This window comes from Pseudomonas sp. 2957 (assembly GCF_031456345.1).
In the GTDB taxonomy this organism is placed as follows: domain Bacteria; phylum Pseudomonadota; class Gammaproteobacteria; order Pseudomonadales; family Pseudomonadaceae; genus Aquipseudomonas; species Aquipseudomonas siliginis.
Genome location: NZ_JAVDUL010000005.1, coordinates 127,950 through 153,800, shown reverse-complemented (window position 1 = coordinate 153,800; position 25,851 = coordinate 127,950). Strand labels below are relative to the sequence as shown.

General features: G+C 61.0%; 27 protein-coding genes. 12 read left to right on the top strand and 15 right to left on the bottom strand.

Annotated elements, in window-relative coordinates; all coding sequences use genetic code 11:
* The 4 genes from livM (at nucleotide 1) to J2Y39_RS18995 (ending at nucleotide 4,478) form a co-directional block, all read left to right on the top strand.
* Nucleotides 1–1,302, top strand: coding sequence for a high-affinity branched-chain amino acid ABC transporter permease LivM (livM, locus tag J2Y39_RS19010; protein WP_016771917.1), 1,302 nt, complete (start codon nucleotides 1–3; stop codon nucleotides 1,300–1,302).
* On the top strand, nucleotides 1,299–2,171 hold the full coding sequence (locus J2Y39_RS19005) for an ABC transporter ATP-binding protein (RefSeq protein ID WP_016771916.1): 873 nt from the start codon (nucleotides 1,299–1,301) through the stop codon (nucleotides 2,169–2,171). The genes livM and J2Y39_RS19005 overlap by 4 nt, the downstream gene beginning before the upstream one ends.
* Nucleotides 2,168–2,884, top strand: coding sequence for an ABC transporter ATP-binding protein (locus tag J2Y39_RS19000; RefSeq protein WP_016771915.1), 717 nt, complete (start codon nucleotides 2,168–2,170; stop codon nucleotides 2,882–2,884). The genes J2Y39_RS19005 and J2Y39_RS19000 overlap by 4 nt, the downstream gene beginning before the upstream one ends.
* Nucleotides 2,885–3,713: 829 nt before the next feature.
* On the top strand, nucleotides 3,714–4,478 hold the full coding sequence (locus J2Y39_RS18995; RefSeq protein ID WP_016771914.1) for an SDR family oxidoreductase: 765 nt from the start codon (nucleotides 3,714–3,716) through the stop codon (nucleotides 4,476–4,478).
* 95 nt (nucleotides 4,479–4,573) lie between these two features.
* Here J2Y39_RS18995 and J2Y39_RS18990 read toward each other — a convergent pair whose 3' ends face one another.
* The 7 genes from J2Y39_RS18990 to J2Y39_RS18960 form a co-directional block, all read right to left on the bottom strand.
* Nucleotides 4,574–5,707 (bottom strand): AGE family epimerase/isomerase, encoded by a 1,134-nt coding sequence (locus J2Y39_RS18990; protein WP_310219182.1) that lies wholly within the window; start codon nucleotides 5,705–5,707, stop codon nucleotides 4,574–4,576.
* A gap of 183 nt (nucleotides 5,708–5,890) precedes the next feature.
* On the bottom strand, nucleotides 5,891–6,463 hold the full coding sequence (locus tag J2Y39_RS18985; protein WP_123443929.1) for a HupE/UreJ family protein: 573 nt from the start codon (nucleotides 6,461–6,463) through the stop codon (nucleotides 5,891–5,893).
* A gap of 27 nt (nucleotides 6,464–6,490) precedes the next feature.
* Nucleotides 6,491–7,105, bottom strand: coding sequence for an urease accessory protein UreG (gene ureG, locus J2Y39_RS18980; RefSeq protein WP_016771910.1), 615 nt, complete (start codon nucleotides 7,103–7,105; stop codon nucleotides 6,491–6,493).
* 23 nt (nucleotides 7,106–7,128) lie between these two features.
* A complete protein-coding gene (locus tag J2Y39_RS18975) occupies nucleotides 7,129–7,803 on the bottom strand; it encodes an urease accessory protein UreF (RefSeq protein ID WP_150638248.1) in 675 nt (224 codons plus the stop codon).
* Complete coding sequence (gene ureE, locus J2Y39_RS18970; RefSeq protein ID WP_056787607.1) at nucleotides 7,800–8,300, bottom strand: urease accessory protein UreE; 501 nt, start codon at nucleotides 8,298–8,300, stop codon at nucleotides 7,800–7,802. The genes J2Y39_RS18975 and ureE overlap by 4 nt, the downstream gene beginning before the upstream one ends.
* A gap of 300 nt (nucleotides 8,301–8,600) precedes the next feature.
* Nucleotides 8,601–9,233 carry a TetR family transcriptional regulator gene (locus J2Y39_RS18965; RefSeq protein WP_056787610.1) on the bottom strand — a complete coding sequence of 211 codons (633 nt, stop codon included), beginning with the start codon at nucleotides 9,231–9,233 and terminating at the stop codon, nucleotides 8,601–8,603.
* A 154-nt stretch (nucleotides 9,234–9,387) separates the two neighbouring features.
* Entirely contained in the window at nucleotides 9,388–9,771 is a 384-nt protein-coding gene (locus J2Y39_RS18960; protein ID WP_041480705.1) for a hypothetical protein, read from the bottom strand.
* A gap of 383 nt (nucleotides 9,772–10,154) precedes the next feature.
* On the opposite strand from J2Y39_RS18960, the gene J2Y39_RS18955 reads away from it, so the two are divergent.
* On the top strand, nucleotides 10,155–12,230 hold the full coding sequence (locus J2Y39_RS18955; RefSeq protein WP_310219180.1) for an AsmA family protein: 2,076 nt from the start codon (nucleotides 10,155–10,157) through the stop codon (nucleotides 12,228–12,230).
* 118 nt (nucleotides 12,231–12,348) lie between these two features.
* Here J2Y39_RS18955 and J2Y39_RS18950 read toward each other — a convergent pair whose 3' ends face one another.
* Entirely contained in the window at nucleotides 12,349–12,879 is a 531-nt protein-coding gene (locus J2Y39_RS18950; protein WP_016771904.1) for a bacterioferritin, read from the bottom strand.
* A 293-nt stretch (nucleotides 12,880–13,172) separates the two neighbouring features.
* Between J2Y39_RS18950 and J2Y39_RS18945 the strand changes: the two genes are divergently transcribed.
* Complete coding sequence (locus tag J2Y39_RS18945; RefSeq protein ID WP_310219179.1) at nucleotides 13,173–14,051, top strand: triacylglycerol lipase; 879 nt, start codon at nucleotides 13,173–13,175, stop codon at nucleotides 14,049–14,051.
* Nucleotides 14,052–14,147: 96 nt separating this feature from the next.
* Here the strand turns inward: J2Y39_RS18945 and J2Y39_RS18940 are convergent, their stop codons facing one another.
* The gene (locus tag J2Y39_RS18940; RefSeq protein WP_310219177.1) at nucleotides 14,148–15,035 is read right to left on the bottom strand and encodes a DMT family transporter; all 888 of its coding nucleotides are present in this window, start codon (nucleotides 15,033–15,035) and stop codon (nucleotides 14,148–14,150) included.
* A 96-nt stretch (nucleotides 15,036–15,131) separates the two neighbouring features.
* Between J2Y39_RS18940 and J2Y39_RS18935 the strand changes: the two genes are divergently transcribed.
* The 3 genes from J2Y39_RS18935 (at nucleotide 15,132) to J2Y39_RS18925 (ending at nucleotide 17,640) form a co-directional block, all read left to right on the top strand.
* Nucleotides 15,132–15,926, top strand: a complete 795-nt coding sequence (locus tag J2Y39_RS18935) for a helix-turn-helix transcriptional regulator (protein ID WP_252877347.1) — start codon at nucleotides 15,132–15,134, stop codon at nucleotides 15,924–15,926.
* A 63-nt stretch (nucleotides 15,927–15,989) separates the two neighbouring features.
* Nucleotides 15,990–16,295, top strand: coding sequence for a PsiF family protein (locus J2Y39_RS18930; protein ID WP_016771900.1), 306 nt, complete (start codon nucleotides 15,990–15,992; stop codon nucleotides 16,293–16,295).
* Between the two features lie 331 nt (nucleotides 16,296–16,626).
* A complete protein-coding gene (locus J2Y39_RS18925; RefSeq protein WP_016771899.1) occupies nucleotides 16,627–17,640 on the top strand; it encodes an AI-2E family transporter in 1,014 nt (337 codons plus the stop codon).
* Nucleotides 17,641–17,792: 152 nt separating this feature from the next.
* Here the strand turns inward: J2Y39_RS18925 and J2Y39_RS18920 are convergent, their stop codons facing one another.
* A complete protein-coding gene (locus J2Y39_RS18920; RefSeq protein ID WP_016771898.1) occupies nucleotides 17,793–19,067 on the bottom strand; it encodes an Hsp70 family protein in 1,275 nt (424 codons plus the stop codon).
* 290 nt (nucleotides 19,068–19,357) lie between these two features.
* On the opposite strand from J2Y39_RS18920, the gene J2Y39_RS18915 reads away from it, so the two are divergent.
* From J2Y39_RS18915 to J2Y39_RS18905, 3 genes are all read left to right on the top strand, one after another.
* Entirely contained in the window at nucleotides 19,358–20,302 is a 945-nt protein-coding gene (locus J2Y39_RS18915) for a DnaJ C-terminal domain-containing protein (protein WP_310219170.1), read from the top strand.
* A gap of 23 nt (nucleotides 20,303–20,325) precedes the next feature.
* A complete protein-coding gene (locus J2Y39_RS18910) occupies nucleotides 20,326–20,631 on the top strand; it encodes a chaperone modulator CbpM (protein ID WP_016771896.1) in 306 nt (101 codons plus the stop codon).
* Between the two features lie 203 nt (nucleotides 20,632–20,834).
* Nucleotides 20,835–22,235: an SET domain-containing protein gene (locus tag J2Y39_RS18905; protein ID WP_310219168.1), complete on the top strand. Its 1,401-nt coding sequence runs from the start codon at nucleotides 20,835–20,837 to the stop codon at nucleotides 22,233–22,235.
* Between the two features lie 60 nt (nucleotides 22,236–22,295).
* Here the strand turns inward: J2Y39_RS18905 and ureC are convergent, their stop codons facing one another.
* From ureC to ureA, 5 genes are all read right to left on the bottom strand, one after another.
* Nucleotides 22,296–23,996, bottom strand: coding sequence for an urease subunit alpha (gene ureC, locus J2Y39_RS18900; RefSeq protein WP_310219166.1), 1,701 nt, complete (start codon nucleotides 23,994–23,996; stop codon nucleotides 22,296–22,298).
* 139 nt (nucleotides 23,997–24,135) lie between these two features.
* Nucleotides 24,136–24,441: an urease subunit beta gene (locus J2Y39_RS18895; RefSeq protein ID WP_095180936.1), complete on the bottom strand. Its 306-nt coding sequence runs from the start codon at nucleotides 24,439–24,441 to the stop codon at nucleotides 24,136–24,138.
* Nucleotides 24,438–24,974: a GNAT family N-acetyltransferase gene (locus J2Y39_RS18890; protein WP_310219162.1), complete on the bottom strand. Its 537-nt coding sequence runs from the start codon at nucleotides 24,972–24,974 to the stop codon at nucleotides 24,438–24,440. The genes J2Y39_RS18895 and J2Y39_RS18890 overlap by 4 nt, the downstream gene beginning before the upstream one ends.
* A 5-nt stretch (nucleotides 24,975–24,979) precedes the next feature.
* Complete coding sequence (locus J2Y39_RS18885; protein WP_150638237.1) at nucleotides 24,980–25,513, bottom strand: GNAT family N-acetyltransferase; 534 nt, start codon at nucleotides 25,511–25,513, stop codon at nucleotides 24,980–24,982.
* Between the two features lie 9 nt (nucleotides 25,514–25,522).
* Nucleotides 25,523–25,825, bottom strand: coding sequence for an urease subunit gamma (ureA, locus tag J2Y39_RS18880; protein WP_003221215.1), 303 nt, complete (start codon nucleotides 25,823–25,825; stop codon nucleotides 25,523–25,525).
* Nucleotides 25,826–25,851: the final 26 nt, after the last annotated feature.

Below are 25,851 nucleotides of genomic sequence, written 5' to 3'. Positions count from 1 at the left end.
ATGTCTGCAACCACTGAAAAATCCATCGATATCAAAAAAAGTCTGGTCGAGGCGATTCTTGCCGGCCTGATTGCGCTGATCGTGTTCGGGCCGATTGTCGGCGTGGTCCTCGACGGCTACAGCTTCAACCTCGAAGCGACTCGCGTGGCGTGGATCATTGCCATCGTCATGGCCGGTCGCTTTGCCCTCAGCCTGTTCCTGCAAACACCCAAAGGCTTGAAGATCCTCGACGGATTCGAGAGCAGCGGTTCCGGTGTGCACGTGCTGCCGGCGGATTACAAATCACGGCTGCGCTGGATCATCCCGCTGATTATCGTGCTGGCGATCATCGTGCCGTTTGTCTCCAACTCCTATCTGCTGGGGGTGGTCATCCTTGGTTTGATCTACGTGCTGCTGGGGCTGGGGCTGAACATTGTGGTCGGTCTGGCCGGGCTGCTCGATCTCGGTTACGTGGCGTTCTACGCCATCGGCGCCTACGGTCTGGCATTGGGTTACCAGTATCTCGGTCTGGGTTTCTGGACCGTGCTGCCGCTGGCGGCAATCACCGCAGGCCTGGCTGGCTGCATTCTCGGTTTCCCGGTGTTGCGTCTGCACGGTGACTATCTGGCGATCGTGACCCTGGGTTTTGGTGAAATCATTCGTCTGGTGCTGAACAACTGGCTGTCCCTGACCGGCGGCCCGAACGGCATGCCGGCGCCATTGCCGACGTTCTTCGGTCTGGAGTTCGGCAAGCGGGCGAAGGATGGCGGGGTGCCGTTTCATGAGTTCTTCGGCCTGACCTACAACCCCGACGTGAAGTATTACTTCATCTACGCGGTGCTGTTCCTGGTGGTGCTGGCGGTGTTGTACGTCAAGCATCGGCTGGTGAAGATGCCGGTCGGTCGCGCCTGGGAAGCCCTGCGTGAAGATGAAATCGCCTGCCGCTCGATGGGCCTCAACCACGTACTGGTCAAGCTCTCGGCGTTCACCATCGGTGCGTCGACGGCGGGTCTGGCCGGGGTGTTCTTCGCCACCTATCAAGGCTTCGTCAACCCGACCTCGTTCACCTTCTTCGAATCGGCGCTGATCCTCGCCATCGTCGTGCTCGGCGGCATGGGTTCGACCATCGGCGTGGTCATCGCCGCATTCGTGCTCACCGTCGCCCCGGAACTGCTGCGTGGCTTCGCTGAATACCGCGTGCTGCTGTTCGGCATCCTGATGGTGTTGATGATGATCTGGCGACCACGCGGGCTGATCCGCATCAGCCGCACCGGGGTCAAACCACGCAAAGGTGCCATTCACTACGAGAGGACTGCGCCATGAGTGAAGTCGTACTCTCTGTTGAAAAACTGATGATGCATTTCGGTGGCATCAAGGCTTTGAGCGATGTCAGCCTGAAGGTCAAACGCAATTCGATCTTCGCCCTGATCGGCCCCAATGGCGCCGGCAAGACCACGGTGTTCAACTGCCTGACCGGTTTCTACAAGGCCACGGGCGGCAAGATCGAACTCAATGTGCGCGGCCAGCAGACCAACGTCATCCAGTTGCTGGGCGAGTCGTTCAAACCGACCGATTTCGTTTCGCCGAAATCCTTCCTCAGCCGCATGTACTACAAAATGTTCGGCGGTACTCACCTGGTGAACCGTGCCGGTCTCGCCCGTACGTTCCAGAACATTCGCCTGTTCAAGGAAATGTCGGTGCTGGAAAACCTGCTGGTGGCGCAGCACATGTGGGTCAACCGCAACATGCTCGCCGGCATCCTCAACACCAAGGGCTATCGCAAGGCCGAGAGCGATGCGCTGGATGTCGCGTTCTACTGGCTCGAAGTGGTCGATCTGGTCGACTGCGCCAACCGTCTGGCCGGTGAGCTGTCCTACGGCCAACAACGGCGTCTGGAAATTGCCCGGGCCATGTGCACGCGGCCGCAGATCATCTGCCTCGACGAACCGGCCGCCGGCCTCAATCCTCAGGAAACCGAAGCGCTCAGCGCGATGATCCGGCTGCTGCGCGACGAGCACGATCTGACCGTGGTGCTGATCGAACACGACATGGGCATGGTTATGAGCATTTCCGACCACATCGTGGTGCTGGACCACGGCATCGTCATCGCTGAGGGCGGACCGGAAGCGATCCGCAATGATCCAAAAGTGATTGCGGCTTACCTGGGCGCCGACGAAGAGGAGCTGGTATGAGCCAACCGATCCTCGAACTGCGCAATCTGGACGTGTTCTACGGCCCGATTCAGGCGCTCAAGGGCGTTTCATTGCAGATCAACGAAGGCGAGACCGTCAGCCTGATCGGCTCCAACGGCGCCGGCAAGTCGACCTTGCTGATGTCGATCTTCGGCCAGCCCAGAGCGGCGGGCGGGCAGATTCTCTATCAGGGCGTCGACATCACGCAGAAGTCCTCGCACTACATCGCCTCCAACGGTATCGCGCAGTCGCCGGAAGGGCGGCGGGTTTTCCCCGACATGACCGTCGAGGAAAACCTGCTGATGGGCACCATCCCGATTGGCGACAAGTACGCCAAAGAGGACATGCAGCGCATGTTCGAGCTGTTTCCACGGCTTGAGGAGCGACGCAATCAGCGGGCGATGACCATGTCTGGCGGTGAACAGCAGATGCTCGCCATCGCCCGTGCGCTGATGAGCCGGCCGAAGCTGTTGCTGCTCGATGAGCCGAGCCTGGGTCTGGCTCCGATCGTGGTGAAGCAGATTTTCGCCACGCTGCGTGAGTTGGCAAAAACCGGGATGACGATTTTCCTCGTCGAGCAGAACGCCAACCATGCGCTGAAGCTGTCGGACCGGGCATATGTGATGGTCAACGGCGAAATCCGTCTGACCGGCACAGGCAAAGAGCTTTTGGTGAATGAGGAGGTGCGTAACGCCTATCTGGGTGGGCACTGATTTTCTCGCGGTTGCACACAGCCCCGGCGACGAGAGTCCCGGGGCTGTTTTTATTCCTCAAACTCACTGTTTAGGAGCTGCCGAAGGCTGCGATCTTTTGATCTTAAAAAAATCAGAAGATCGCAGCCTTCGGCAGCTCCTACATGGAATCAAGGCATGACATCAAGCGGAATTCAGAATTGTGGAAAACAAATTCCCCAAGCTGCCAAAGCGCGACATATAGACGCTGCAAATGGCTGTTTTTCCACAGTTTTGACTTGTCCCCGGTTACTGTGGAGCTGGCTGTGAATAACGTGGGTGTATCTGGCTGCAAGCCTTATGAAACGTGGCTTGCAGGGATGTGTTTGTTTTTTGATCAGGCATTTTTGCTGGAGCGCGCGGCGTCGTTGTCAACCTTTTTCTGGGGGGCAGAGACATGGCAATTCCCTGTGCGCAAGCCTGTGGATAAGTCTGTGACTAAACTCTGGAAAGACCTCGCGGAGCGCCGTAATTGCTGGCCTCGCGCAATCACCCGGTGACACCGCCCGTCGTGCAAAATGCCCTGTCCCGCACATCCCCCGCATCACGGTCAAGCAAAAAACTTTCCATTTCGCCCGCAAAGCCTTGTGTGGCGCGGCTTTGCGCGTTTGCACTTGCCCCCGGAAACTGTGGAGCAGACTGTGGATAACATGCGTGCACATGGCTACAGGCCACGCTGGCTGTGGTCTTGGCAGGTCTGGTTGTTTTTTGTACAGCTGGCAAGTGTTGCCCGTATTCGCGAGGGCGGGCATGCTGCCTGCTGATTTTCTATTCCAAGGGCTGCCGTGGCGGCCGAAGCAAGGAGAACACGATGTCCGACACCCTGTTTATCACCGGCGCGACGTCCGGTTTTGGTGAAGCCTGTGCCCGGCGTTTTGCCGAGGCTGGCTGGAAGCTGGTCCTGACCGGCCGTCGTGAAGAACGCCTCAATGCCCTGTGCGCCGAACTGTCGAAGCAGACCGAAGTGCATGGTCTGGTTCTCGATGTGCGCGATCGCAAAGCGATGGAGGAGGCTATCGCCAACCTGCCGCCGTCGTTCGCCAAACTCCGTGGCCTGATCAACAACGCCGGCCTGGCGCTCGGCGTCGATCCGGCGCCCAAGTGCGATCTGGATGACTGGGACACCATGGTCGACACCAACGTCAAAGGCCTGATGTACGCCACTCGCCTGCTGCTGCCACGGCTGATTGCCCACGGCCGTGGCGCCGGTATCGTCAACCTCGGTTCCATCGCCGGTAACTACCCGTACCCGGGCAGCCACGTGTACGGCGCGAGCAAAGCCTTCGTCAAACAGTTCTCGCTGAACCTGCGTTGCGACCTGCAGGGTACTGGCGTGCGGGTCAGCAACATCGAACCCGGCCTGTGCGAAAGCGAGTTCTCGCTGGTACGTTTTGCCGGTGACCAGGAACGCTACAACGCCACTTACGCCGGCGCCGAGCCGATCCAGCCGCAGGACATCGCCGAGACGATTTTCTGGGTGATGAACACCCCGGCTCATATCAACATCAATAGCCTGGAGCTGATGCCGGTGAGCCAGACCTGGGCCGGGTTTGCCATCGAGCGTAACAAGGCTTGATACCGCGCTGAGGCCATTCGCGAGCAGGCTCGCTCCCACAGGAGAATGCATTCCAAGATGTGGGAGCGAGCCTGCTCGCGATAGCAATTGTTCGGTCAGCGAAGATACGCAGCCAAACCGTGGTAGCAAGTCGCCAAATGATAAGGCGTGGTCGAAGGCATGTCCTTGCGGCTGACCTCTCCATTCTCATCGCGACACTCATGCCAGCCGCCGGCATGCAGAAACCGCTGCTGCAACGCCTGCAACTGGCGCAGTACCATCGCTTCGCTGTCCGCCCGCAAGGTCAGCGCGCGCAGGTATTCGGCTTGAGCCCAGATCCGTTGGGTCGAATCCCTTGGCCGTCCATTGCTTTCCAGATCAAGCATCGCCCGCACCGCGCCGCAGGACTCCAGCACGCCGTACTGCTCGGTGAAGGCAAATGCCCGATCCAGCGCCCGATGCAGTTTCGAATCGCGCAACAGCGCCGACGATTCGAGCAGGAAATACCATTCGAACTGGTGCCCCGGCTCGTACCAGTTATCCACAGCGCCCAGCGGCTTCTCCATCAACACGCCATATTGCGGATCGACGAATTGCTTGTGCATGGCTGTGCATAACTCAAGCAGGGCCTTCTGCGTTTGCGGGTCTTCACGCACGGCGAGGGTCGCCAGAAAAGCTTCGGCCAAGTGCATCAGCGGATTTTGCAGTGGCCCGGTTTGCAGGGTGAGCCAGTCACGCTCCAGGCAGGCTTCGTATAAACCGTCGCCGGTGGCGAATCGGCGGCCGATGATTTCCAGCGCGGCGTTCAATGTCGACTCGGCCAGCGAATCCCGGGACTTGTCCCAGTAATGCGCGCAGGCGAACAGGATGAAGGCGTGGGTGTAGAGATCCTTGCGCTGGTCCAGCGGCTTGCCTTGCGCATCGATGCTGTAGAACCAGCCGCCGTGCTCGGCATCATGGAAATGGCGTTGCAGCGAACGGAACAACGCGGCGGCGCGGACTTCGGCGTTATCCACAATCCCGATCAGGCTGGAGAACAGATACAGCTGCCGTGCGCAGGCCATCGCCCGATAGCGCTGCACTGGCAGCGGTTGATGCGCGGCGTCCAGCGCCTCGTACGGCAACGCCATGTCGGCATTCCAGCCCGGGCCTTGCCACAGCGGCACGATCACGTCGAGGAAGTGCTGCTGCACTTGGCCAAACAGGGCGGTCAATTCGGGCAGGGCGGTGGAGCGGGAAGCGTGGGGCATGGGCGGGCGTCGTCACGGGCTGGGGCGATTGCGCGACATGGTAGCAGAGAGCACTGCTTGAGAGAGGCGGTGTCTGTCAGGCCGTCTTCGCGAGCAGGCTCGCTCCCACAGTGGATTTGCAGCGTACACAAAACCTGTGGGAGCGAGCCTGCTCGCGAAGAGGCCAGTTCAGGCAATAAAAAATCAGCCTGCGAGCAACCACACCCCAGTCGCCGCCGAAGCCGCACCCGCCAACCGCACCAGCGGCGCCGCTGCCTGCGGAAGAACTCGCACCACGCCATAACCGAGCGCATGCAAAACCGCTGTCGCCGCGACAAACCCGGCCGCATACGCCCACGGGCTGCTCATTTCCGGCAGCTCCAGCCCATGCGCCACGCCATGGAACAGCGCAAACAGCGCCGTCGCTGCCACCGCCATCACCAGCGGCGGACGCACGGCCAGTGCCACGGCCAGGCCCAGCGCCAATACCGAAGCAGCAATCCCGCTTTCCAGCGCCGGCAACTCCAGCCCTTCAAAACCGAGCAGGCCGCCCAGCAGCATGGTGCCGACAAACGTGCACGGCAGCGCCCAGCGCGCCGCGCCTTGTTGCTGCGCGGCCCACAAACCGACGGCGAGCATTGCCAGCAAGTGATCGAGACCGCCGATCGGGTGGCTGATGCCCGCGACGAGGCCGCTGTCGCCATGCCCCGGGTGAGCGAAGGCCAGTGCCGGTGTCAGCAGCAACGCCAGAGCGCCAAGAATGCGTTTGAGTGTCATGGATAAGCTTCCTTGTTGATAAGTGGATCAGGCGGCGGTCAGCAGGCCCTGGCGTTCGATGAAGGCGATGATTTCTTCAAGGCCCTGACCGGTTTTCTGGTTGCTGAAAACGAACGGCTTGCCGTTGCGCATGCGTTTGGTGTCGCTGTCCATCATTTCCAGCGAGGCGCCCACCAGTGGCGCGAGGTCGATCTTGTTGATCACCAGCAGGTCGGACTTGCAGATCCCCGGGCCGCCCTTGCGCGGCAGCTTGTCGCCGGCGGAGACGTCGATCACGTAGATGGTCAGGTCCGACAGCTCCGGGCTGAAGGTCGCCGAGAGGTTGTCGCCGCCGGACTCCACCAGAATCAGATCCAGCCCGGGAAAGCGCCGGTTCAGTTGGTCGACTGCTTCAAGGTTGATCGAGGCGTCTTCGCGGATTGCCGTGTGCGGGCAGCCGCCGGTTTCCACGCCGATGATCCGCTCCGGCGCGAGGGCTTCGTTGCGCACCAGGAAATCGGCGTCTTCGCGGGTGTAGATATCGTTGGTGACCACGGCGAGGTTGTAGCGCTCGCGCAGGGCCAGGCACAGGGCCAGGGTCAGTGCGGTTTTGCCGGAACCGACCGGGCCGCCGATGCCGACGCGCAGAGGTTGTGTATCCATTTCATTCTCCAAAATAAACAGCCCTAAGAGCGGAAGAGACGGCTGTACTGGCGCTCGTGGGCCATGCACGCCAGAGACAGGCCAAACGCGGCGCTGCCGATGTGTTCGGGGTTGAGGTGGGTCGCGTCGTGCTGCGCCTGTTGCAGCAGCGGCAGCAGTTCGCTGGTCAGGCGCTGGGCGGCTTGCTGGCCCAGCGGCAGGGTTTTCATCAACACGGCGAGCTGGTTTTCCAGCCAGCTCCACAGCCACGCGGCAAGAGCGTCCTGCGGGGTGATGCCCCAGGCGCGTGCCGCCAGTGCCCAGCACAGGGCGAGATGCGGTTCTGTGGTCTGTTCAAGAAAGTCGCGGGCGGGCGCATCGAGTTCTGGCAAACCGTTCAACAACTGCTGCAGGGAGTAGCCCATCTGCCGGCTCTCCAGATGCAACTCGCGGGTTTCGCGACTGGCGCGGTGGCTCTCGCAGAGTTGTCGTAATTCGGCCCAGTTTTCATCTGCTGCGGCCTGGCAATGCGCCAACAGCAGCGGCGCTTCGAAGCGCGCGAGGTTGAGCAGCAGTTGATCGCTGATCCAGCGGCGGGCGCCGTCCGGGTTGTGGACCCGGCCATTATCCACCGCCATTTCCAGACCCTGGGAATAGCTGTAGCCGCCAATCGGCAATTGCGGACTGGCCAGACGCAGCAGCGCCCAGGCCGGATTCACAGGCGCACGCCGAACTGGTGGAGTTTCGGCGCGTAGTTGAAGTCTTCGTCGCCGTGGCGGGAATGATGATGGCCGCCGCCGTAAGCGCCGTGTTCCGGCTGGAACGGCGCTTCGATAGCCTCGACCTGCGCGCCGAGCTGTTCGAGCATCGCCTTGAGCACGTAATCGTCGAGCAGGCGCAGCCAGCCACCGCCGACTTGCAGGGCGACATGGCGGTTGCCGAGGTGATAGGCCGCGCGGGTCAGTTCGAACGCATTGGCGCAAGTGACATGGAGCAGTTGTTCAGGGCGGGCGCAGACGCGCACGACACGGCCGTCTTCAGCCTGCAGGCATTCGCCGTCATACAGCGGTGGCTGGCCGCGCTCCAAAAACAACCCGACGTCTTCGCCTTCGGCACTGAAACAGCGCAAACGGCTTTTGCTGCGCGCTTCGAAGGTCAGGTGCAGCTCGGCGGCCCAGACGGGTTGAGGGTCGATTCTGCGATGAATCACCAGCATCGGAAAGCTTCCAGCAATGAACGTTGAATGGGCTAGAGCAAGCGCCGCGCCAATCGGGTGATCTGTAGGAAATAGCTGTCGGCGCTTGCCTGATCTTTCAACAGGCGCGGCGATTCTGGAAGGTTTTGGTGCATGAAGGATTTGTCATGCACCAATTCGATGCCGTGACGGATGTTCAATGTGGGAGCGAGCCTGCTTGCGAATGCGCCGTGTCAGACAGATGTATTCAGCTGACCCAGCGCTTTCGCGAGCAGGCTCGCTCCCACAGAGGCTTTGCGCTGTGTCAGATAGAGAAGGGGATTACTCGGTACTGCCCAGCCCTTGCCAGTGCTTGAGGCCGATAAAGATGAAGCGCAGTTGCTGGGTGATCTTCGCCTGCGGCGTCAGATGCTCCGGCAAGGCCTCGGCGGGCGGGTCGATGATGTCGGGGAGGGTGGCGAACACCGATTTGACGATCAGGTCGGCGATCACGCTCAGACCGGCGATGTCCAAATGTTGCAGCTTGGGCATCAGCGCCAGGTCCGCCGCGAGGTCGGCGCTGATGTTCTCCCGCAGGCGTCCGATCGCCTGCCGCACCGGCAGCGAGCCGCCATATTGTTCGCGGGCGAGAAACAGGAATTGCGAGCGGTTGGCGTTGACCACATCAAGGAAGATGCGCACCGAAGCGTCGATGATGCCGCCCATGACGAATTCGTTGTGCCGCACCAGGCGGATGGTTTCGCGGAAGGTCTGGCCGACTTCGCTGACCAGTACCAGACCCAACTCGTCCATATCGGCAAAGTGCCGGTAGAAACCGGTGGGCACGATGCCGGCGGTCTTGCTCACTTCGCGCAGGCTCAGGCTGCCGAATCCTCGGCCGCTTTCCATCAGGTGGCGGGCAGCGTCCATCAGGGCGTTGCGGGTCTGTTGTTTCTGTTCGGCGCGGGGCAGCATCGCAGGGTGTGTTCTTCGGCAGGACAAGCGCCGCACTCTAGCAAATCGGCTTTGTCGGCGTCGAACGGGGAGTCATGCAGCGAGGGATTCACAGAAGCTGAAAAGTCAAAAGCCCAATCCGCTGATTGGGCTTTTTCGCTGGGCCGTCATAGGCTCAGCTCACGGCGCTGTTGCGTTCGATTACACGATCACCACCACCTTCGGCGAGGGCTTGACCTTGGGGAGTCTTGTCGTAGCCGTCTTCCACCAGACCTTTTTCTTCGAGACGATTGCGGCCGTTTTCAGCCAGGGTCTGGCCCTGTGGGGTTTTGTCATAGCCGTCTTCAGCCAGAGTCTGACCTTGAGGGGTCTTGTCATAGCCGTCTTCAGCCAGAGTCTGGCCTTGTGGGGTTTTGTCGTAGCCGTCTTCAGCGAGCGTCTGGCTGAACACCGAGTGGCTGTCTTTGACTTGCGGAGTGGCCTGATCGGCAGCGGGCAGGGCAAAAGCAGTGCTGGCTAGCATCGACAGGGTAAGGCTGAGCAGTAATTGGCGTTTCATGATAGTGGCTCCTTGGGAGGGCGATAAAGTGGGTACGAGGGCAATGCTACTCTCGATATGTCGATATAAAAGTTCATAAACGCAATGGTAATAATCAACAGAATTGATTGTTCGGCGCGAAGGCTCTAGATCGGGCCTTTGCGGGCGACGGTTTTGCACCGTCGTGGGTATTTTCGACTCACTCGTGCCTCGCAAAAGTGCGGGTCGCGGTAACACTGCTCGACCGATCGGTCAGTTTTGCTGCGCTTTTTATGGCTTAAACTGCCTTTCGATTAAACCTGCGGGCCTTTCGCCAGTCACAGACTGCATAGGGGCCGCTTAGGTCTGCCGTTTCAGCTGTGCGTCGGGTAATCGGCGTGCGGTCGTGATCAGGAGCTTTGTGCATGACGCGCACTGGAAAAATCTTCAGCTGGATCTTCGCCATCCTCGTGCTGCTGCTGGCAGCCTTGATTCTGATCATCGTGTTCTTCGACTGGAACCGGATCAAACCGACCATCAATGCCAAAGTCTCGGAAGAACTGCACCGGGCGTTTGCCATCAATGGCAACCTCGCGGTGATCTGGCAGCGCGAGCCGGAAGAGGGCGGCTGGCGCTCTTGGGTGCCTTGGCCGCACGTGGTCGCCGAGGATCTGAGCCTGGGTAATCCTGACTGGTCGAAGCAGCCGCAGATGGTCACTCTGAAACGTGTCGAGCTGCGCATTTCGCCGCTGGCCCTGCTGGCCCAGCGCGTGGTGATTCCGCGCATCGACCTGACCGAGCCGAATGCCGAGCTGCAACGTCTGGCCGATGGCCGCGCCAACTGGACGTTCAAATTCGATCCCAAGGACCCGAACGCCGAGCCTTCGAGCTGGGTGGTCGATATCGGCGCGATCGGTTTCGACAAGGGCCACGTGACCCTCGACGATCAGACCTTGAAGACCAATCTCGATGTGTTGATCGACCCGCTCGGCAAGCCGATTCCATTCAGCGAGATCGTCGGCGACAAAGCGGCGAAAACTGCTCAGGACAAGGGCGGCGCACCGCAGGATTACGCCTTTGCGCTCAAGGTCAAAGGCCAGTACCACGGGCAGAACCTCACCGGGCAGGGCAAGATCGGCGGGTTGCTGGCGTTGCAGGACGCGAGCAAGCCGTTCCCGTTGCAGGCCCAGGCGAAGATCGGCGATACCCGTATCGAACTGGCCGGCACCCTGACTGACCCGCTGAATCTTGGCGCTCTTGATCTGCGCCTCAAGCTCGCTGGAGACAGCCTCGGCAATCTCTACCCGCTGACCGGCGTGACCCTACCGGACACGCCACCGTATTCCACCGACGGTCACCTTATCGCCAAGCTGCATGACGAGGCCGGGGCGAGATTCACTTACGAGAAATTCAACGGCAAGATCGGCGACAGCGACATCCACGGCGACCTCACCTACGTCGCCAGCCAGCCACGGCCGAAACTCAGCGGTGCGCTGCTCTCCAATCAACTGCTGTTTGCCGACCTCGCGCCACTGATCGGCGCCGACTCCAACACCGAGCAAAAGGCCCGTGGCGGCGCGAGCAAGCAACCGGCGGACAAAGTCCTGCCGGTCGAAGAATTCAAAACCGATCGCTGGCGGGCCATGGACGCCGATGTCGAGTTCACCGGCAAACGCATCGTCCACAGCGAGAAGCTGCCGTTCAAAGACCTCTATACCCATCTGAAACTCAACGACGGCGAGCTCAGCCTAGAACCGCTGCGCTTTGGCGTCGCCGGCGGCACGCTGGATGCGCTGATTCGCCTCAATGGCCGCACCGAGCCGCTGGAAGGCCGGGCGCGTTTGACCGCACGCAAATTCAAACTCAAAGAGTTGTTCCCGACCTTCGAGCCGATGAAGACCAGTTTCGGTGAGCTCAATGGCGATGCCGACATCAGTGGCCGGGGCAACTCCGTGGCCAAGCTGCTCGGTGGTGCCAACGGCAATCTGAAGATGCTGATCAACGACGGTGCAATCAGCCGTGAGTTGATGGAGCTGGCCGGGCTCAACGTCGGTAACTACGTGGTCGGCAAGATCTTTGGCGACAAGGAAGTGAAGATCAATTGCGCGGCGGCGGACTTCGACATCAAGACCGGCCTGGCCACGACACGGCTGTTTGTCTTCGATACCGAGAACGCAATCATCTACATCGATGGCACGGCGAACATGGCCACCGAACAACTCGATCTGACCGTGACCCCGGAATCCAAGGGCTGGCGTCTGATCTCGCTGCGCTCGCCGCTGTATGTGCGCGGCAAGTTCATCAAACCGGATGCCGGCGTCAAAGCCGTACCGTTGATGCTGCGCGGGGCGGGGATGGTTGCGCTGGGCGTGATCGCCGCACCGGCGGCGGGGTTGCTGGCACTGGTGGCGCCGAGCGGTGGCGAGCCGAATCAATGTGCACCGTTGCTGGAGCAGATGAAGCAGGGCAAGGCGCCGGTGACCGTTAAACCCAGTAAGTAATGCGGCGTCTCTGAAGGCGCCTTCGCGAGCAGGCTCGCTCCCACATTCGAACGCATTCCTTCAATTGAAATGCGATCCGGTGGGAGCGAGCCTGCTCGCGAATGCGGCCTGACTGTGATTACAGGTCGTTGAGGATATCCGCCATGTCGTCGGCGTGTTCTTCTTCCTGGGCGAGGATGTCTTCGAAGATGCGGCGGGTGGTCGGGTCTTTGTCACCGATGTACTGGATGATTTCGCGATAGCTGTCGATAGCAATGCGCTCGGCCACCAGATCTTCGTAAACCATTTCCTTGAGCGTGTTGCCAGCCACATATTGCGCGTGGGACATCTTGCTCAGCAGGTCAGGGTTGAACTCAGGCTCACCGCCCAGTTGCACGATCCGCTCGGCGAGGCGATCGGCGTGCTCGGCTTCCTGGTTGGCGTGTTCGAGGAATTCGTCGGCGGCGACATTGGCTTTCAAGCCGTTGGCCATGAAGTAGTGGCGCTTGTAGCGCAAGGTGCACACCAGCTCGGTGGCCAGCGACTCATTGAGCAAACGCAGTATTTCTTCACGGTTGGCGTTGTAGCCCTCGGTGACCGCGCCGTTTTCCACGTGTTGCCGCGCGCGCTCGCGCAGGGTTTGAACATCAGACAAATGCACGTCACTCATTTCATTCTCCTGGAGGCTAATCCGATAGGCGCCACGTTCTGAAGACGCGGTCGCTACCCAGGTTGTGAGTCTTGAGCGAAGCGAAAAGTTTTATGCGATTTATGCCGGACGCGCTGCAGGAACTGCTGAAGACTGCTATGTCGGGAGGGCCTGACGCTGGTCAGTCCGGTTTCGGTGGAGCGGATCGTGGCGGGCTGAAGTAGGCTCATCGTTCAGTTGTCATCGTCACGTTGGATGCTTGGCGGGCGTCTTGCAAGTCTGGCATCCACTCACCGCGCACAAGGATGTAACCCATGTCGACACGTTATCCATTGGTGCTGGTGCCGGGCATGCTCGGCTTTATCCGGCTGGTGCTTTACCCGTATTGGTTCGGCATCATCAAGGCCTTGCGCCGTGGTGGTGCGACGGTGGTCGCGGTGCAGGTCTCGCCGCTCAACTCTACTGAAGTGCGCGGCGAGCAGTTGCTGGCGCGGATCGAGGAAATCCTGCGCGAGAGCGGGGCGCAAAAGGTCAATCTGTTCGGCCACAGCCAAGGCGCGTTGACCGCACGGTATGCGGCGGCGAAGCGTCCGGATCTGGTCGCCTCGGTAACATCGGTCGCCGGGCCGAATCATGGTTCCGAGCTGGCTGATTATCTGGAAAAGCACTACCCCGGTAGCAGTGCCAAGGGCCGCTTGCTCGAAGCGTTGCTGCGCTTGATCGGCTGGGTCATGGCATTGCTCGACACGGGTTACCACGGGCCGAAACTGCCGGTGGATATCCACGCTTCTCACCAATCGCTGACGACGGCGGGCGTTGCATTATTCAATCAGCGTTATCCACAAGGGCTGCCGGAAGTCTGGGGCGGCCAGGGGCGGGAAGAGGTCAACGGTGTTCGTTATTACTCCTGGTCAGGGACGCTGCAACCGGGCAAGACTGATCGTGGCGGCAATCTTTTTGACGGCACCAACCGCAGTTGTCGCTTGTTTGCCAAGACCTTCGTCCGTGAGCCGGGGCAGTGCGATGGCATGGTCGGCCGTTACAGCTCGCATCTGGGCACGGTGATCGGTGATGACTATCCGCTGGATCATTTCGACATCGTCAATCAGTCGCTGGGACTGGTGGGCAAAGGCGCGGATCCGGTAAGGCTGTTTGTCGAGCATGCGGCGCGGCTGGAGGCTGCAGGGTTATAGCCAAACAGACCGCGTCATCGTTCTTCGCGAGCAGGCTCGCTCCCACAGGTGTCTGCATTTCAATGTGGGAGCGAGCCTGCTCGCGAAGGGGCCTTATCAGGCAACGCTGATCCTGCGGCCCAACACGGTGGTCCAGCGCTCCGACAAAACCACCCCACCCAAGGTCAGCAAACCGCCCACCAGGTGATACATCGCCAACTGTTCCTTCAGCACCAGCGCTGCGATCAACGCGGTAATCAGCGGCAGCAGATTGAAGAACAACGTCGTCCGGCTCGGTCCCAGCCGCTGCACCGCTTGCATCCACGCCAGCGGCGCGACCATCGAAGCCAGCAGGCATGCATAGAGCACCAGCGGCACGTTCTGCAGATTCAAACCGGTCTTCGGCGAAACAGCGAACAACGGAAACAACACCACAATCGCCACCAGCACCTGCAAGTACAGCAGCACCAGCGGCGGCAGGCGCAGTTGCCACTTTTTCAGCAGCGTGCTGTAAACCGCGTAGGCCAGCGTGGCGATCAGCATCATCGCATCGCCCAGATTGACCCCGTGTTGCAGCAGCGCTCCGAGGCTGCCGGATGACACCACCACCAGCACGCCAGCGAACGACAGCACCGCACCGACCAGCGCACCAGCGGTCAGGCGCTGGCCGAGGCTGATGATCGCCATGGCCAGCGACATCAATGGCATCAGCGACAGGATGATGCCCATGTTGGTCGCGGTGGTCAGTGTTGCGGCGAAATAGGCGAGGCTCTGATACACCGCCATGCCGAGCACGCCGAGGACGAAAATCCGCCCCAGGTTCGGCCGAATCTGCGGCCAGTGGGCGATGACTTTCTTCAGCATGAATGGCGTGAACAGCACGCCGGCCAGCAGCCAGCGATAGAAACCGATCTCGGCGGGGAAGATTGCCCCGACCGCCAGTTTGTTGATCACGGTGTTGCCGGCCCAGATGAAAATCGCCAGCAGGGGAAACGCGTATTGCATGGGACAAAACCAGAACGTTGATGAAACGCGATTATCGCCTGTCTGGATGCAGGCCTATACTGCGATCCAGACAACCTGCCTTTGCATCCGGACAGCATGAACAGCAAACACATCGATCTGCTCGATTTCAGCGAACTGCCGTCAGCGGTGTATTTCCGCTACGCCGATTTCAATGCCCACGAATATGCCGCGCCACACCGGCATCCTTGGGGCACGCTGGAATACGCGGCCCATGGCGTGCTGCACATGGATGTCGACGGCAGCCGCTTCATGTCGCCGCCGCAGTACGCGGTGTGGGTGCCGCCCGAGGTCGAGCACAGTTTCTACAGCCATCAACCGGTCAACTACCGCGCGGTGTGTCTTGATCCCGACGTCTGCGCGCGATTGCCGGCGCGGGCCTGCACGCTGGCAATCAGCGACATTCTCAAGGCCATCCTCAAAGACTTCGCCGCCCGCGATGTGAAGATCCCCGAGCATGAAGCCGATCAGCGTCTGGCCCAGGTACTGGTTGATCAACTGCAACAGGCACCGGTGCAGGAATGTTATCTGCCGTACGCGAGCAGCCCGGGCTTGCTGACGATTCTCGACGCCTTGCAGGCCGCGCCGGGCGACAACCAACCGTTGGCGCATTGGGCCGCGCAAGTGCATGTCAGCGAGCGCACTCTGGCGCGGCAGTTCGTTCGTGAGCTGGGCATGAGTTTTGGCGAGTGGCGTCAGCGCTTGCGTTATCTGGCGGCGATCGAGGCGCTTGAGACCTCGCGTTCGGTGCAGGAAATCGCTTTCGACCTCGGCTACAGCAGCGGCTCGGCATTCATCGCCATGTTCGCCCGTCAGGCGGGTTGTACGCCGGAGCAGTATCGGCGCAGCCACCTCGAGGGCAGGAAGGTGTAACAAGCTTTGACTACACTGCGACAGAGGCCGCATCCATCGGTGCGGCAACAAGGAGAAAACTCCATGAAGATGTTGCGTGTGCCGTTGTTGATGATCGGGCTGCTTGTGTGTTCCCAGGGTTTCGCCGCCACGGCGCAACAGAACAAGATGACCACCTGCAATGCCGATGCGACCGCCAAGAGTTTGAAGGGCGATGAGCGCAAGGCGTTCATGAGCACCTGCCTGAAAGCGGCACCAGCGGCCAACGATGGCAAGGAGCTGACCCCGCAGCAGCAGAAGATGACCACCTGCAATGCCGATGCGAAAACCAAGGCGCTGACCGGCGATGCGCGCAAGGCGTTCATGAGTGAGTGTCTGAAGAAAAAATAAGCGGGCGCCATGGGTGTCCGATTGACTCGGTCGGCTTGAGATTTTCCCTCACCCTAACCCTCTCCCGGAGGGAGAGGGGACCGACCGCATTGATGCCGACAGGAACTGGGGTCTGAAATACCGGGTCGATTGCGGATTCGGCACTGCACGTTCAGGTCGGAAAATTTTTCGAGCAACCCCCAATCGGTCCCCTCTCCCTCTGGGAGAGGGCTAGGGTGAGGGGGAAATTCGCAAGCCTTGCACGAAAATCCGAAACCCCGCATATCCCTAGTGCTAACCCAGGATCGCTGGCAGACTGCCCATCCTTTCACGCCGTTCGTTTTGAGGCTGTATGCCAACGTTTTCTCAGCGTCATGTTGTGTTCTGGGTCAGTTGCATCATCATTTTTGGCGGTTTGCTGCTGGTGCTGCCGCTGCGCCTGTTGCCCAGCCTGCTGGCCGGGTTGCTGGTGTTCGAGCTGGTCAACATGCTCACCCCGCAACTGCAACGGCTGATCGAAGGGCGGCGTGCCCGCTGGTTAGCGGTGGCGCTGCTCGGCACGCTGGTAGTAAGTGCGCTGGCGCTGATTTTCGCCGGGGCTATCAGTTTCCTCCTGCATGAAGCGGAAAACCCCGGCGCTTCACTCGACAAATTCATGGGCGTAGTCGATCGCGCGCGCGGGCAGTTGCCGCCGTTCATCGATGCCTACCTGCCGGCGAGTGCAGCGGAATTTCGCGTGGCGATCGGCGAGTGGGCGAGCAAGCATCTGGCCGACCTGCAACTGGTCGGCAAGGACGCCGCGCACATGTTCGTCACCCTGCTGATCGGCATGGTGCTCGGCGCGATCATCGCCCTGCAGCGCATCCCCGACGTGACCAAGCGCAAGCCGCTGGCCGCCGCTTTGTTCGACCGTTTGCATCTGCTGGTGCAGGCGTTTCGCAATATCGTCTTCGCGCAGATCAAGATTTCCCTGCTCAACACCGTGTTCACCGGGATCTTCCTCGCGGTGATCCTGCCGATGTTCGGCATCAAGCTGCCGCTGACCAAAACCCTGATCGTGCTGACCTTCCTGCTCGGCCTGCTGCCGGTGATCGGCAACCTGATGTCGAACACGCTGATCACCATCGTCGGTCTGTCGCTGTCGATCTGGGTGGCGATCGCCGCGCTGGGCTATCTGATCGTTATCCACAAGCTCGAATACTTCCTCAACGCGCGCATCGTCGGCGGGCAGATCAGTGCCAAGTCGTGGGAGTTGCTCCTGGCGATGCTGGTGTTCGAAGCCGCGTTCGGTTTGCCGGGAGTGGTGGCGGGGCCGATTTATTACGCGTATCTGAAGAGTGAGCTGAAGCTGGGCGGGATGGTCTAAGGCCAAGCAACTGAATTGAATGCATCTGTGGCGAGGGGATTTATCCCCGATGGCCTGCGCAGCAGGCCCCTGCTTTCATAAATCGGGGGCCGCTTCGCGACCCAACGGGGATAAATCCCCTCGCCACAAAGGCTCTTCGCCACAGATTGTGATCAGGCCATCGAACCGTAACGCTTCATCGCTTCAATCGCCAAACCGCTACCAATGCTGCCAAAGATGTTGCCTTCGACATGCCGCGCGTTCGGCAACATCGCCGAGACGCTGTTACGCAGGGCCGGGATGCCGCTCGAACCACCAGTGAAGAACACCGTGTCGACCTGATCGACCGCCACGCCGGCATCATTGAGCAATTGCGTAACGCTGCCGCGCACGCGCTCGAGCAAGGCTTCGATCGCCGATTCGAACAGCGCGCGGCTCAGCTCGACGCTCAGCCCGGCTTCGATGCGGTCCAGCGGCACGTGGCGGCTGTCGGCGTGGGTCAGCTGGATCTTGGTTTCTTCCACTTCCATCGCCAGCCAGTGCCCGGCGCGCTGTTCGATCAGCTTGAACAGGCGATCGATGCCGCCGGTGTCTTCGATGTCGTAACGCATGCTGCCCAGTGCCAGCGTGGATTTCTGCGAGTACACCGAGTTGATCGTGTGCCAGGTCGCCAGGTTCATGTGGTGGCTGGTTGGCATGTACGCGCCGCTCTTCATGCGGCTGCCGTAGCCGAAAAGCGGCATCAGGCCTTGCAGGCTGAGCTGTTTGTCGAAGTCGGTACCACCGATGTGCACACCACCGGTGGCGAGGATGTCATCGTGACGGTTGTCGAGACCACGACGCTCGGGCGACAGGCGCACCAGCGAGAAGTCGGAGGTACCACCGCCGATGTCGACGATCAGTACCAGCTCTTCTTTCTCGATGGTCGACTCGTAGTCGAACGCTGCCGCGATCGGCTCGTACTGGAACGACACGTCCTTGAAGCCGATTTTGCGCGCCACTTCGACCAGGGTGTCTTCGGCCTCCTGGTCGGCGAGCGGATCGTCGTCGACGAAGAACACCGGGCGACCCAGCACCACTTGCTCGAATTCCCGACCAGCGGCGGTTTCGGCGCGGCTCTTGAGCTGGCCGATGAACAGCCCGAGCAGGTCCTTGAACGGCATCGCCGTGCCGAGGACGCTGGTGTCGTGCTTGATCAGCTTGGAGCCGAGCAGGCTTTTCAACGAGCGCATCAGCCGGCCTTCGTAGCCTTCCAGATACTCGTGCAGGGCTAGGCGACCGTAGACCGGGCGACGTTCCTCGATGTTGAAGAAGACCACCGACGGCAGGGTGATCTTGTCGTCTTCCAGCGCGATCATGGTGTCCATGCCGGGGCGCAGCCAGCCGACGGTGGAGTTGGACGTGCCGAAGTCGATGCCGCAGGCACGGGCTGGAGAGGCGTCTTTCATGTCTTTCGGTTTCCGGTCAAAAAAACGGCCGCGCAGTGTATGTCAGTGCGCGGCAGATTCGAAGGCCGGTCATCCGCTATTTCGCCACCTGACAGTTGAAAACCACCGCATCGCCCCAAACTTGCTGGCATGGGCCGGCAGACACACCGGCGGTCGCAAGAACCGCCGTCCACTGCCGATAAACTTCTGCGGCGCCACCCGGTCACAAACTTGAGATCGGTCAACCCGGCACGTGCCAATCGGCGCATGCTGGTCTCGGCGCGAAATCGATAACGGATGGTGATCCTTCCATGGACTTCAAAGACTATTACAAGATACTCGGCGTGGAGCCGACAGCCGACGACAAGGCCATTAAGGCGGCCTATCGCAAGCTGGCGCGCAAATACCACCCCGATGTCAGCAAGGAAAAAGACGCCGAGGCCAAGTTCAAGGATGCCTCGGAAGCCTATGAAGCGCTGAAAAGCGCCGACAAGCGCGCCGAATACGACGAACTGCGCCGTTATGGCCAGCACGGTCAGCCGTTTCAGGGCCCACCGGGCTGGCAGAGCCGTGGCGGCTTCGGTGGCGGGGGTGGCGACACGGGCGACTTCTCGGACTTCTTCAGTTCGATCTTCGGCAATCGCGGCCCCGGTTTCGGTGGCGCCGAGAGCCGCCAATCACGCGGACGCCGAGGGCAAGACGTGGAAATGGAACTGCCGGTCTTCCTCGAAGAAACCCTGTCGAACGAATCGAAGAAAGTCACCTTTCAGGTGCCGCAATACAACGCGCACGGCCAGCATGTCAGCAACACCAGCAAGAGCCTGAACGTGAAGATTCCGGCCGGCGTCACCGACGGCGAGCGGATTCGCCTGAAGGGCCAGGGCGCACCGGGCATCGGTGGCGGGGCGAATGGCGACCTGTACCTGACCATTCGTTTTGCGCCGCACCCGAAATTCGATGTCGAAGGAGAAAACGTGATCATCACCTTGCCCCTGGCTCCGTGGGAATTGGCATTGGGCACTGAAGTGGCCGTGCCGACCCTGACCGGCAAGATCAACCTCAAGGTCCCGGCCGGCAGCCAGAACGGCCAGCGCATGCGCGCCAAGGGCCATGGCCTGCTGAACAAGGCCGGCGAACGCGGTTATCTGTTCGTGCAGCTCAAGGCCGTGATGCCCAAAGCCTCCGACGATGAGGTCAAGGCGCTGTGGCAGGAACTGGCGAAGAAAGCCGCCTTCAATCCGCGAGAGAACTTCTGAACCCGACGACGGAGTAGCCCATCATGAGCAGCCCCCTGATCGTTCAACTGGACCTGGCAGAATTCTGTGAGGCGGCCGACTTGTCGGACGTCTACGTGATCGAAATCGTCGAGCACGGCATCCTCGAACCTCAGGGTGCGCAGCCCCGGGAATGGCGCTTCACCGATTACGAATTGGCCTTGGCCAAACGCGCCGCCAAGCTGCGCCGTGATCTGGAACTGGAGTGGGAAGGCGTGGCGCTGGCGCTGGATCTGCTGGACGAGGTGAAGCAGTTGCGTGCCGAGAACCGCATGTTGCGCCAGCGTTTGGGGCGGTTGGTGGTCGAATGAATTGTTTGAGGCCGTGAGGTCCTAGCAGGCCTCATCACGTGCCGGCCCGCTCCCGCCTGATTAATGTTTGCGGGTGTTTCGTCCGGTATGAACCGGCAGGATGGTCTGATAGTTTTCCGGGCACATGTTGGCAATGGATGCCGACGGTCGTAGCGCCAGCCAGACTGGCCAGCGCTGCGCAATCTTTGCAAGGAAGCCTGTCAATGCCAGTCAGACCCAAGCCGCCCAAGCCGGGCGCAGTCGATATCACCACCCCTGGGCGCACATCCCGGGATTCCGCCACGCACGGTATCGAGTCGCCGCACGTGACCCCCGGTCCGTTCATTCGCAAGACCCCGCCCGATGCCAGTGAGCCCGGCAGCAACACGCAGCAAATGGAAACTGCAGTTGCCCCGCACAGCGTGCACGTCGACCCGACGCCGTCTACATCTGGTCTCGTCCCGAAGCTTAAAACCTCGGCTCTGGAGCGTTACCTGATTGCCTCGACAGCCCCTCTACCGCAAGCGGACGTTGACGGGTTTCGCGTATTCAAAGGACGCCAATACGCGGACCTGCAGGGCGGTGGTACGGTGCTGATCGGCGTCGATGCCGAGACCGGTCTGCATCGGGCCAGATTGTCCAGCGAGCTGCAGCCGTCCGGCCCTGTGCTTGCCTACGATCCGTTGACCAAGCACTGGTACGCGCTTGAAGAGTCCGGCGCGTCGCCGGACGCTGCCGCTGTCCCGGGTAAAAGCCGCAGGGTGGCGCGCCAGAGCGATGAAGACTATGAGTCTGCCGTTGAGGAGCTGCCCGACGATGGCGGTGCAACGCAGGAACATTTTTATCTGGCGTCCGAGTCGATGCCCGTCAAACCCTTCACCGCTGACGAATTGCGTGCGATGCGCAGCGAAACGCGGTTTTCGTTCCTTGCCAATCGGCCCGGGGTCTACGACCGTGCCAATAACGGCAAATACCCTTTCCGGGACATGGCCGGCCGGCCTGTCAGGATAAAGAAGCTCCAGACCCTGGCGCGTTTCGAAGACGGCAGCCGTTATACCTCCGAGCAGATCAAGCCCTACATCAAGTTTGGCGCCTACGAGCATGTCGCGCGGTTGTATGAAGAAAAGCTGCAATGGCGATTGTTCACCGAGGCCGACATGACGGTGCCCGGAGAGCAGGCCCTGGTCGGCCAGTCAATGGTGGTCGCCAACCGGCGCATCACCCGAGGCGAGGTGGTCGGTGTCTATGCTGGCGCGATCATGCCGGGACGTCTTGTGCCGCTGCCCCAGCAGTCATACACCATGAAGGTCGGCGTCCGTTATCAACCAGGGCCTGGATATTTGATCCCCTACGAATTCGCGCTGGTCGGTGACACGATTATTTCCCGGATCAACACGCGCTTTTGGTATGACGCCACGGGCAAACCAGTTCGTCAGGCTACGGAGGGTTACAACGTCGAGTTCGTCCCGTTCGATGTCGAAGCGCAACAGTGGATAGGCAAGGAACTGGTCACCCGAGACTTCATTCTCAACGCCATCTTCGCTACCGAAGACATTCCGGCGGGAACCGAGTTACGCATCGATTACAACTACAGCGATGCGGACATCGCGAAACTGTTCCCGTGATTGCCTGAGCGATCGCGACTGAATACGGACCTGCGCGTCCGTATTCAGCGCACGCCTTCATCAGAACAGAAAATAGCGCTGCGCCATCGGCAGCGTTTCCGCCGGTTCGCACCACAGCAACACGCCATCGGCCTTGACCTGATAGGTCTGTGGATCGACATCGATGTTCGGCAGATAGTCGTTGTGGATCAGGTCGGTTTTCTGCACGTCGCGGCAGCCCTTCACCACAGCGATCTGCTTCTTCAATCCCAAGGCTTCTGGCAATCCGGCCTCCTGCGCCGCCTGGCTGATAAAGGTCAGGCTGGTGGCGTGCAGCGAGCCGCCGTAGCTGGCAAACATCGGGCGGTAATGCACCGGTTGCGGTGTTGGAATCGAAGCGTTGGCGTCGCCCATCAGGCTGGCGGCAATCGCACCGCCCTTGAGGATCAGCGTCGGCTTCACACCAAAGAACGCCGGGCGCCAGAGCACCAGATCGGCCCACTTGCCGACTTCGATCGAGCCGACTTCATGGCTGATGCCATGAGTGATTGCCGGGTTGATCGTGTACTTGGCGATGTAACGCTTGGCGCGGAAGTTGTCGTTGCCTGCGCCGTCCTGTGGCAGCGGGCCGCGCTGTTTTTTCATCTTGTCGGCGGTCTGCCAGGTGCGCGTGATGACTTCACCGACGCGGCCCATGGCCTGACTGTCGGAGCTGATCATCGAGAACGCGCCGAGGTCGTGGAGGATGTCTTCGGCGGCAATGGTTTCGCGGCGGATCCGGCTTTCGGCGAAGGCGACGTCTTCGGCAATGCTCGGGTCGAGGTGATGGCAGACCATCAGCATGTCGAGGTGTTCGTCGATGGTGTTGCGGGTGAACGGCCGGGTCGGGTTGGTCGAGCTTGGCAGCACGTTGGCAAAGCCGCAGGCCTTGATGATGTCTGGCGCGTGGCCGCCACCGGCACCTTCGGTGTGATAGGTGTGGATGGTGCGGCCCTTGAACGCGCCAAGGGTGGTTTCGACGAAGCCGGATTCGTTGAGGGTATCGGTGTGGATCGCCACCTGCACATCGTACTGGTCGGCGACGTTGAGGCAGTTGTCGATGCTCGCCGGAGTGGTGCCCCAGTCCTCGTGCAGCTTGAGACCGATGGCACCGGCCTTGACCTGTTCGATCAACGGCTCCGGCAGGCTGGCGTTGCCCTTGCCGGTCAGGCCGATGTTCATCGGGAAAGCATCGGCGGCCTGGAGCATGCGCGCCAGATGCCACGGGCCGGAGGTGCAGGTGGTGGCGTTGGTGCCGGTGGCAGGCCCGGTGCCGCCGCCGATCATGGTGGTGACGCCGCTCATCAGCGCTTCTTCGATCTGCTGCGGGCAGATGAAGTGGATATGCGTGTCGATGCCGCCAGCGGTGAGGATCATGCCTTCGCCGGCAATCACCTCGGTGCCGGCGCCGATGGCGATGGTCACATTGGGCTGCACGTCAGGGTTGCCGGCCTTGCCGATCGCGGCGATGCGCCCGTTCTTGAGGCCGACGTCGGCCTTGACGATGCCCCAGTGGTCGATGATCAGCGCGTTGGTGATCAGCGTGTCGACCACTTCGGCGGCGAGCAATTGGCTCTGGCCCTGGCCGTCGCGGATGACTTTGCCGCCACCGAATTTCACTTCTTCGCCGTAGGTGGTGAAGTCCTTTTCGACTTCGATCCACAGCTCGGTGTCGGCCAGGCGCACCTTGTCGCCGACGGTGGGGCCGAACATGTCGGCGTAGGCTTGTCTGGAGATTTTCATGGGCATGCCTTGAGATTCAATTGGGTCTGAAATCGCTCGCATTACTCGCTTTCGCGAGCAGGCTCGCTCCCACATTTGATCGCGTTCTCATGTGGGAGCGAGCCTGCTCGCGAAGGGGCCAGAGCGGGCACCGTGTTGTTTAGAGATCACCCATGATGCGGCCGGCAAAGCCGAACACCCGGCGATGCCCGGCGTAATCGACCAGCTCGACTTCACGGCTTTGCCCTGGCTCGAAGCGCACCGCCGTGCCCGCCGGAATATTCAGGCGCATGCCGCGACTGGCGGCGCGATCGAAGGTCAGCGCGTCGTTGGTTTCAAAAAAGTGGAAATGCGAGCCGACCTGAATCGGCCGGTCGCCGCTGTTGGCGACTTTCAGGCTGAGGGTGCGACGGCCGACGTTGAGTTCGATGTCGCCGGGCTGGATCTGGTATTGGCCAGGAATCATCGCTGGGCTCCTTGCAGGACTTTGTAATAGAGCGCGGTCGGGCGATAGGTGCCGTTGGGGTCGCAGGCGTAATCAGGGATTTCGCCGGCGCGCACGTAGCCCAGCGCCTTGTAGAAATCTTCCGCCGGCGAGCCGGCCTCGGTGTCGAGATAGAGCATGCCGCGCTTGTGCTTGGGCGCTTCGAGTTCCAGCGCCTGCATCAGTTGCTGACCGAGGCCACGCCGCCGGGCGTCTTCGCGTACCAGCAGCTTCTGCACTTCGGCGCGGTTCAGACCGTTGGCCTTTTGGCACAGACACAATTGCACACTGGCCAGCACCTGCTCGTCCTTGACCACCACCCACAGCAGCGTGCTGCCCTTGTTGATGTTGTCCTGCACCTCATCGAAATATGCGCGCGCCTGCACCTCATCGAGGTCGGCCATAAAACCGACGCTGGCGCCGTAACCGACGGCGTCGAGCAGCAGATCGATCAGGCCCTGGCGATAGTGGGCAAAGCTTTCAGCGTTGACGCGGCGCAACTGGGCGGCGTTCATCGACATCACTCCTTGTGAGTATCCGGCGGCTGTGCGCCGGGATTGAGGGTCAACTGCATGAAGGTCAGATCGAGCCAGCGGCCGAACTTGGTGCCGACTTGCGGCATCTGCCCGGTGATGCTGAAACCGGCGCGCTCGTGCAGGCGAATCGACGCGGCGTTGCCACTCTCGATGGCAGCGACCATGACGTGTTTACCGCAGGCGCGGGCGCGTTCGATCAACGCGGTCATCAGTTGCGGGCCGAGGCCGTTGCCGCGTTGATCGCTGCGCACGTACACCGAGTGTTCGACGGTGTGGCGGAAACCGTCGAACGGCCGCCAATCGCCGAACGAGGCGTAACCCAGCACCGCGTTGTGGCTGTCGACGATCACCAGAATCGGGTACGCCTGCAACTGACGCGCGTCGAACCATGCCTGGCGATTGCCGAGGTCGACCGCTTGTTCGTTCCAGATCGCCGTGGTGTTGAGCACGGCGTCGTTGTAGATGTCGCGGATCGCCGGCAGGTCGGCCCGGGTTGCATCGCGAATGGCGTAAGTCATGGCGCGGCCTCAGACGATCGGCTGGTGAACGGTGACCAGTTTGGTGCCGTCGGGGAACGTCGCCTCGACCTGGATTTCCGGGATCATTTCCGGGATGCCTTCCATCACTTGTTCGCGGCTGAGCAGGGTGGTGCCGTAGTGCATCAGCTCGGCCACGGTCTGGCCGTCGCGGGCACCCTCCAGCAGCGCGGCGGAGATGTAGGCCATGGCTTCCGGGTAGTTGAGTTTTACGCCACGGGCCAGCCGCCGCTCGGCGACGAGGCCGGCGGTGAAGATCAGCAGCTTGTCTTTTTCGCGTGGGGTCAGGTCCATGGTTCGGGTTCCATCAGGGCAGATTC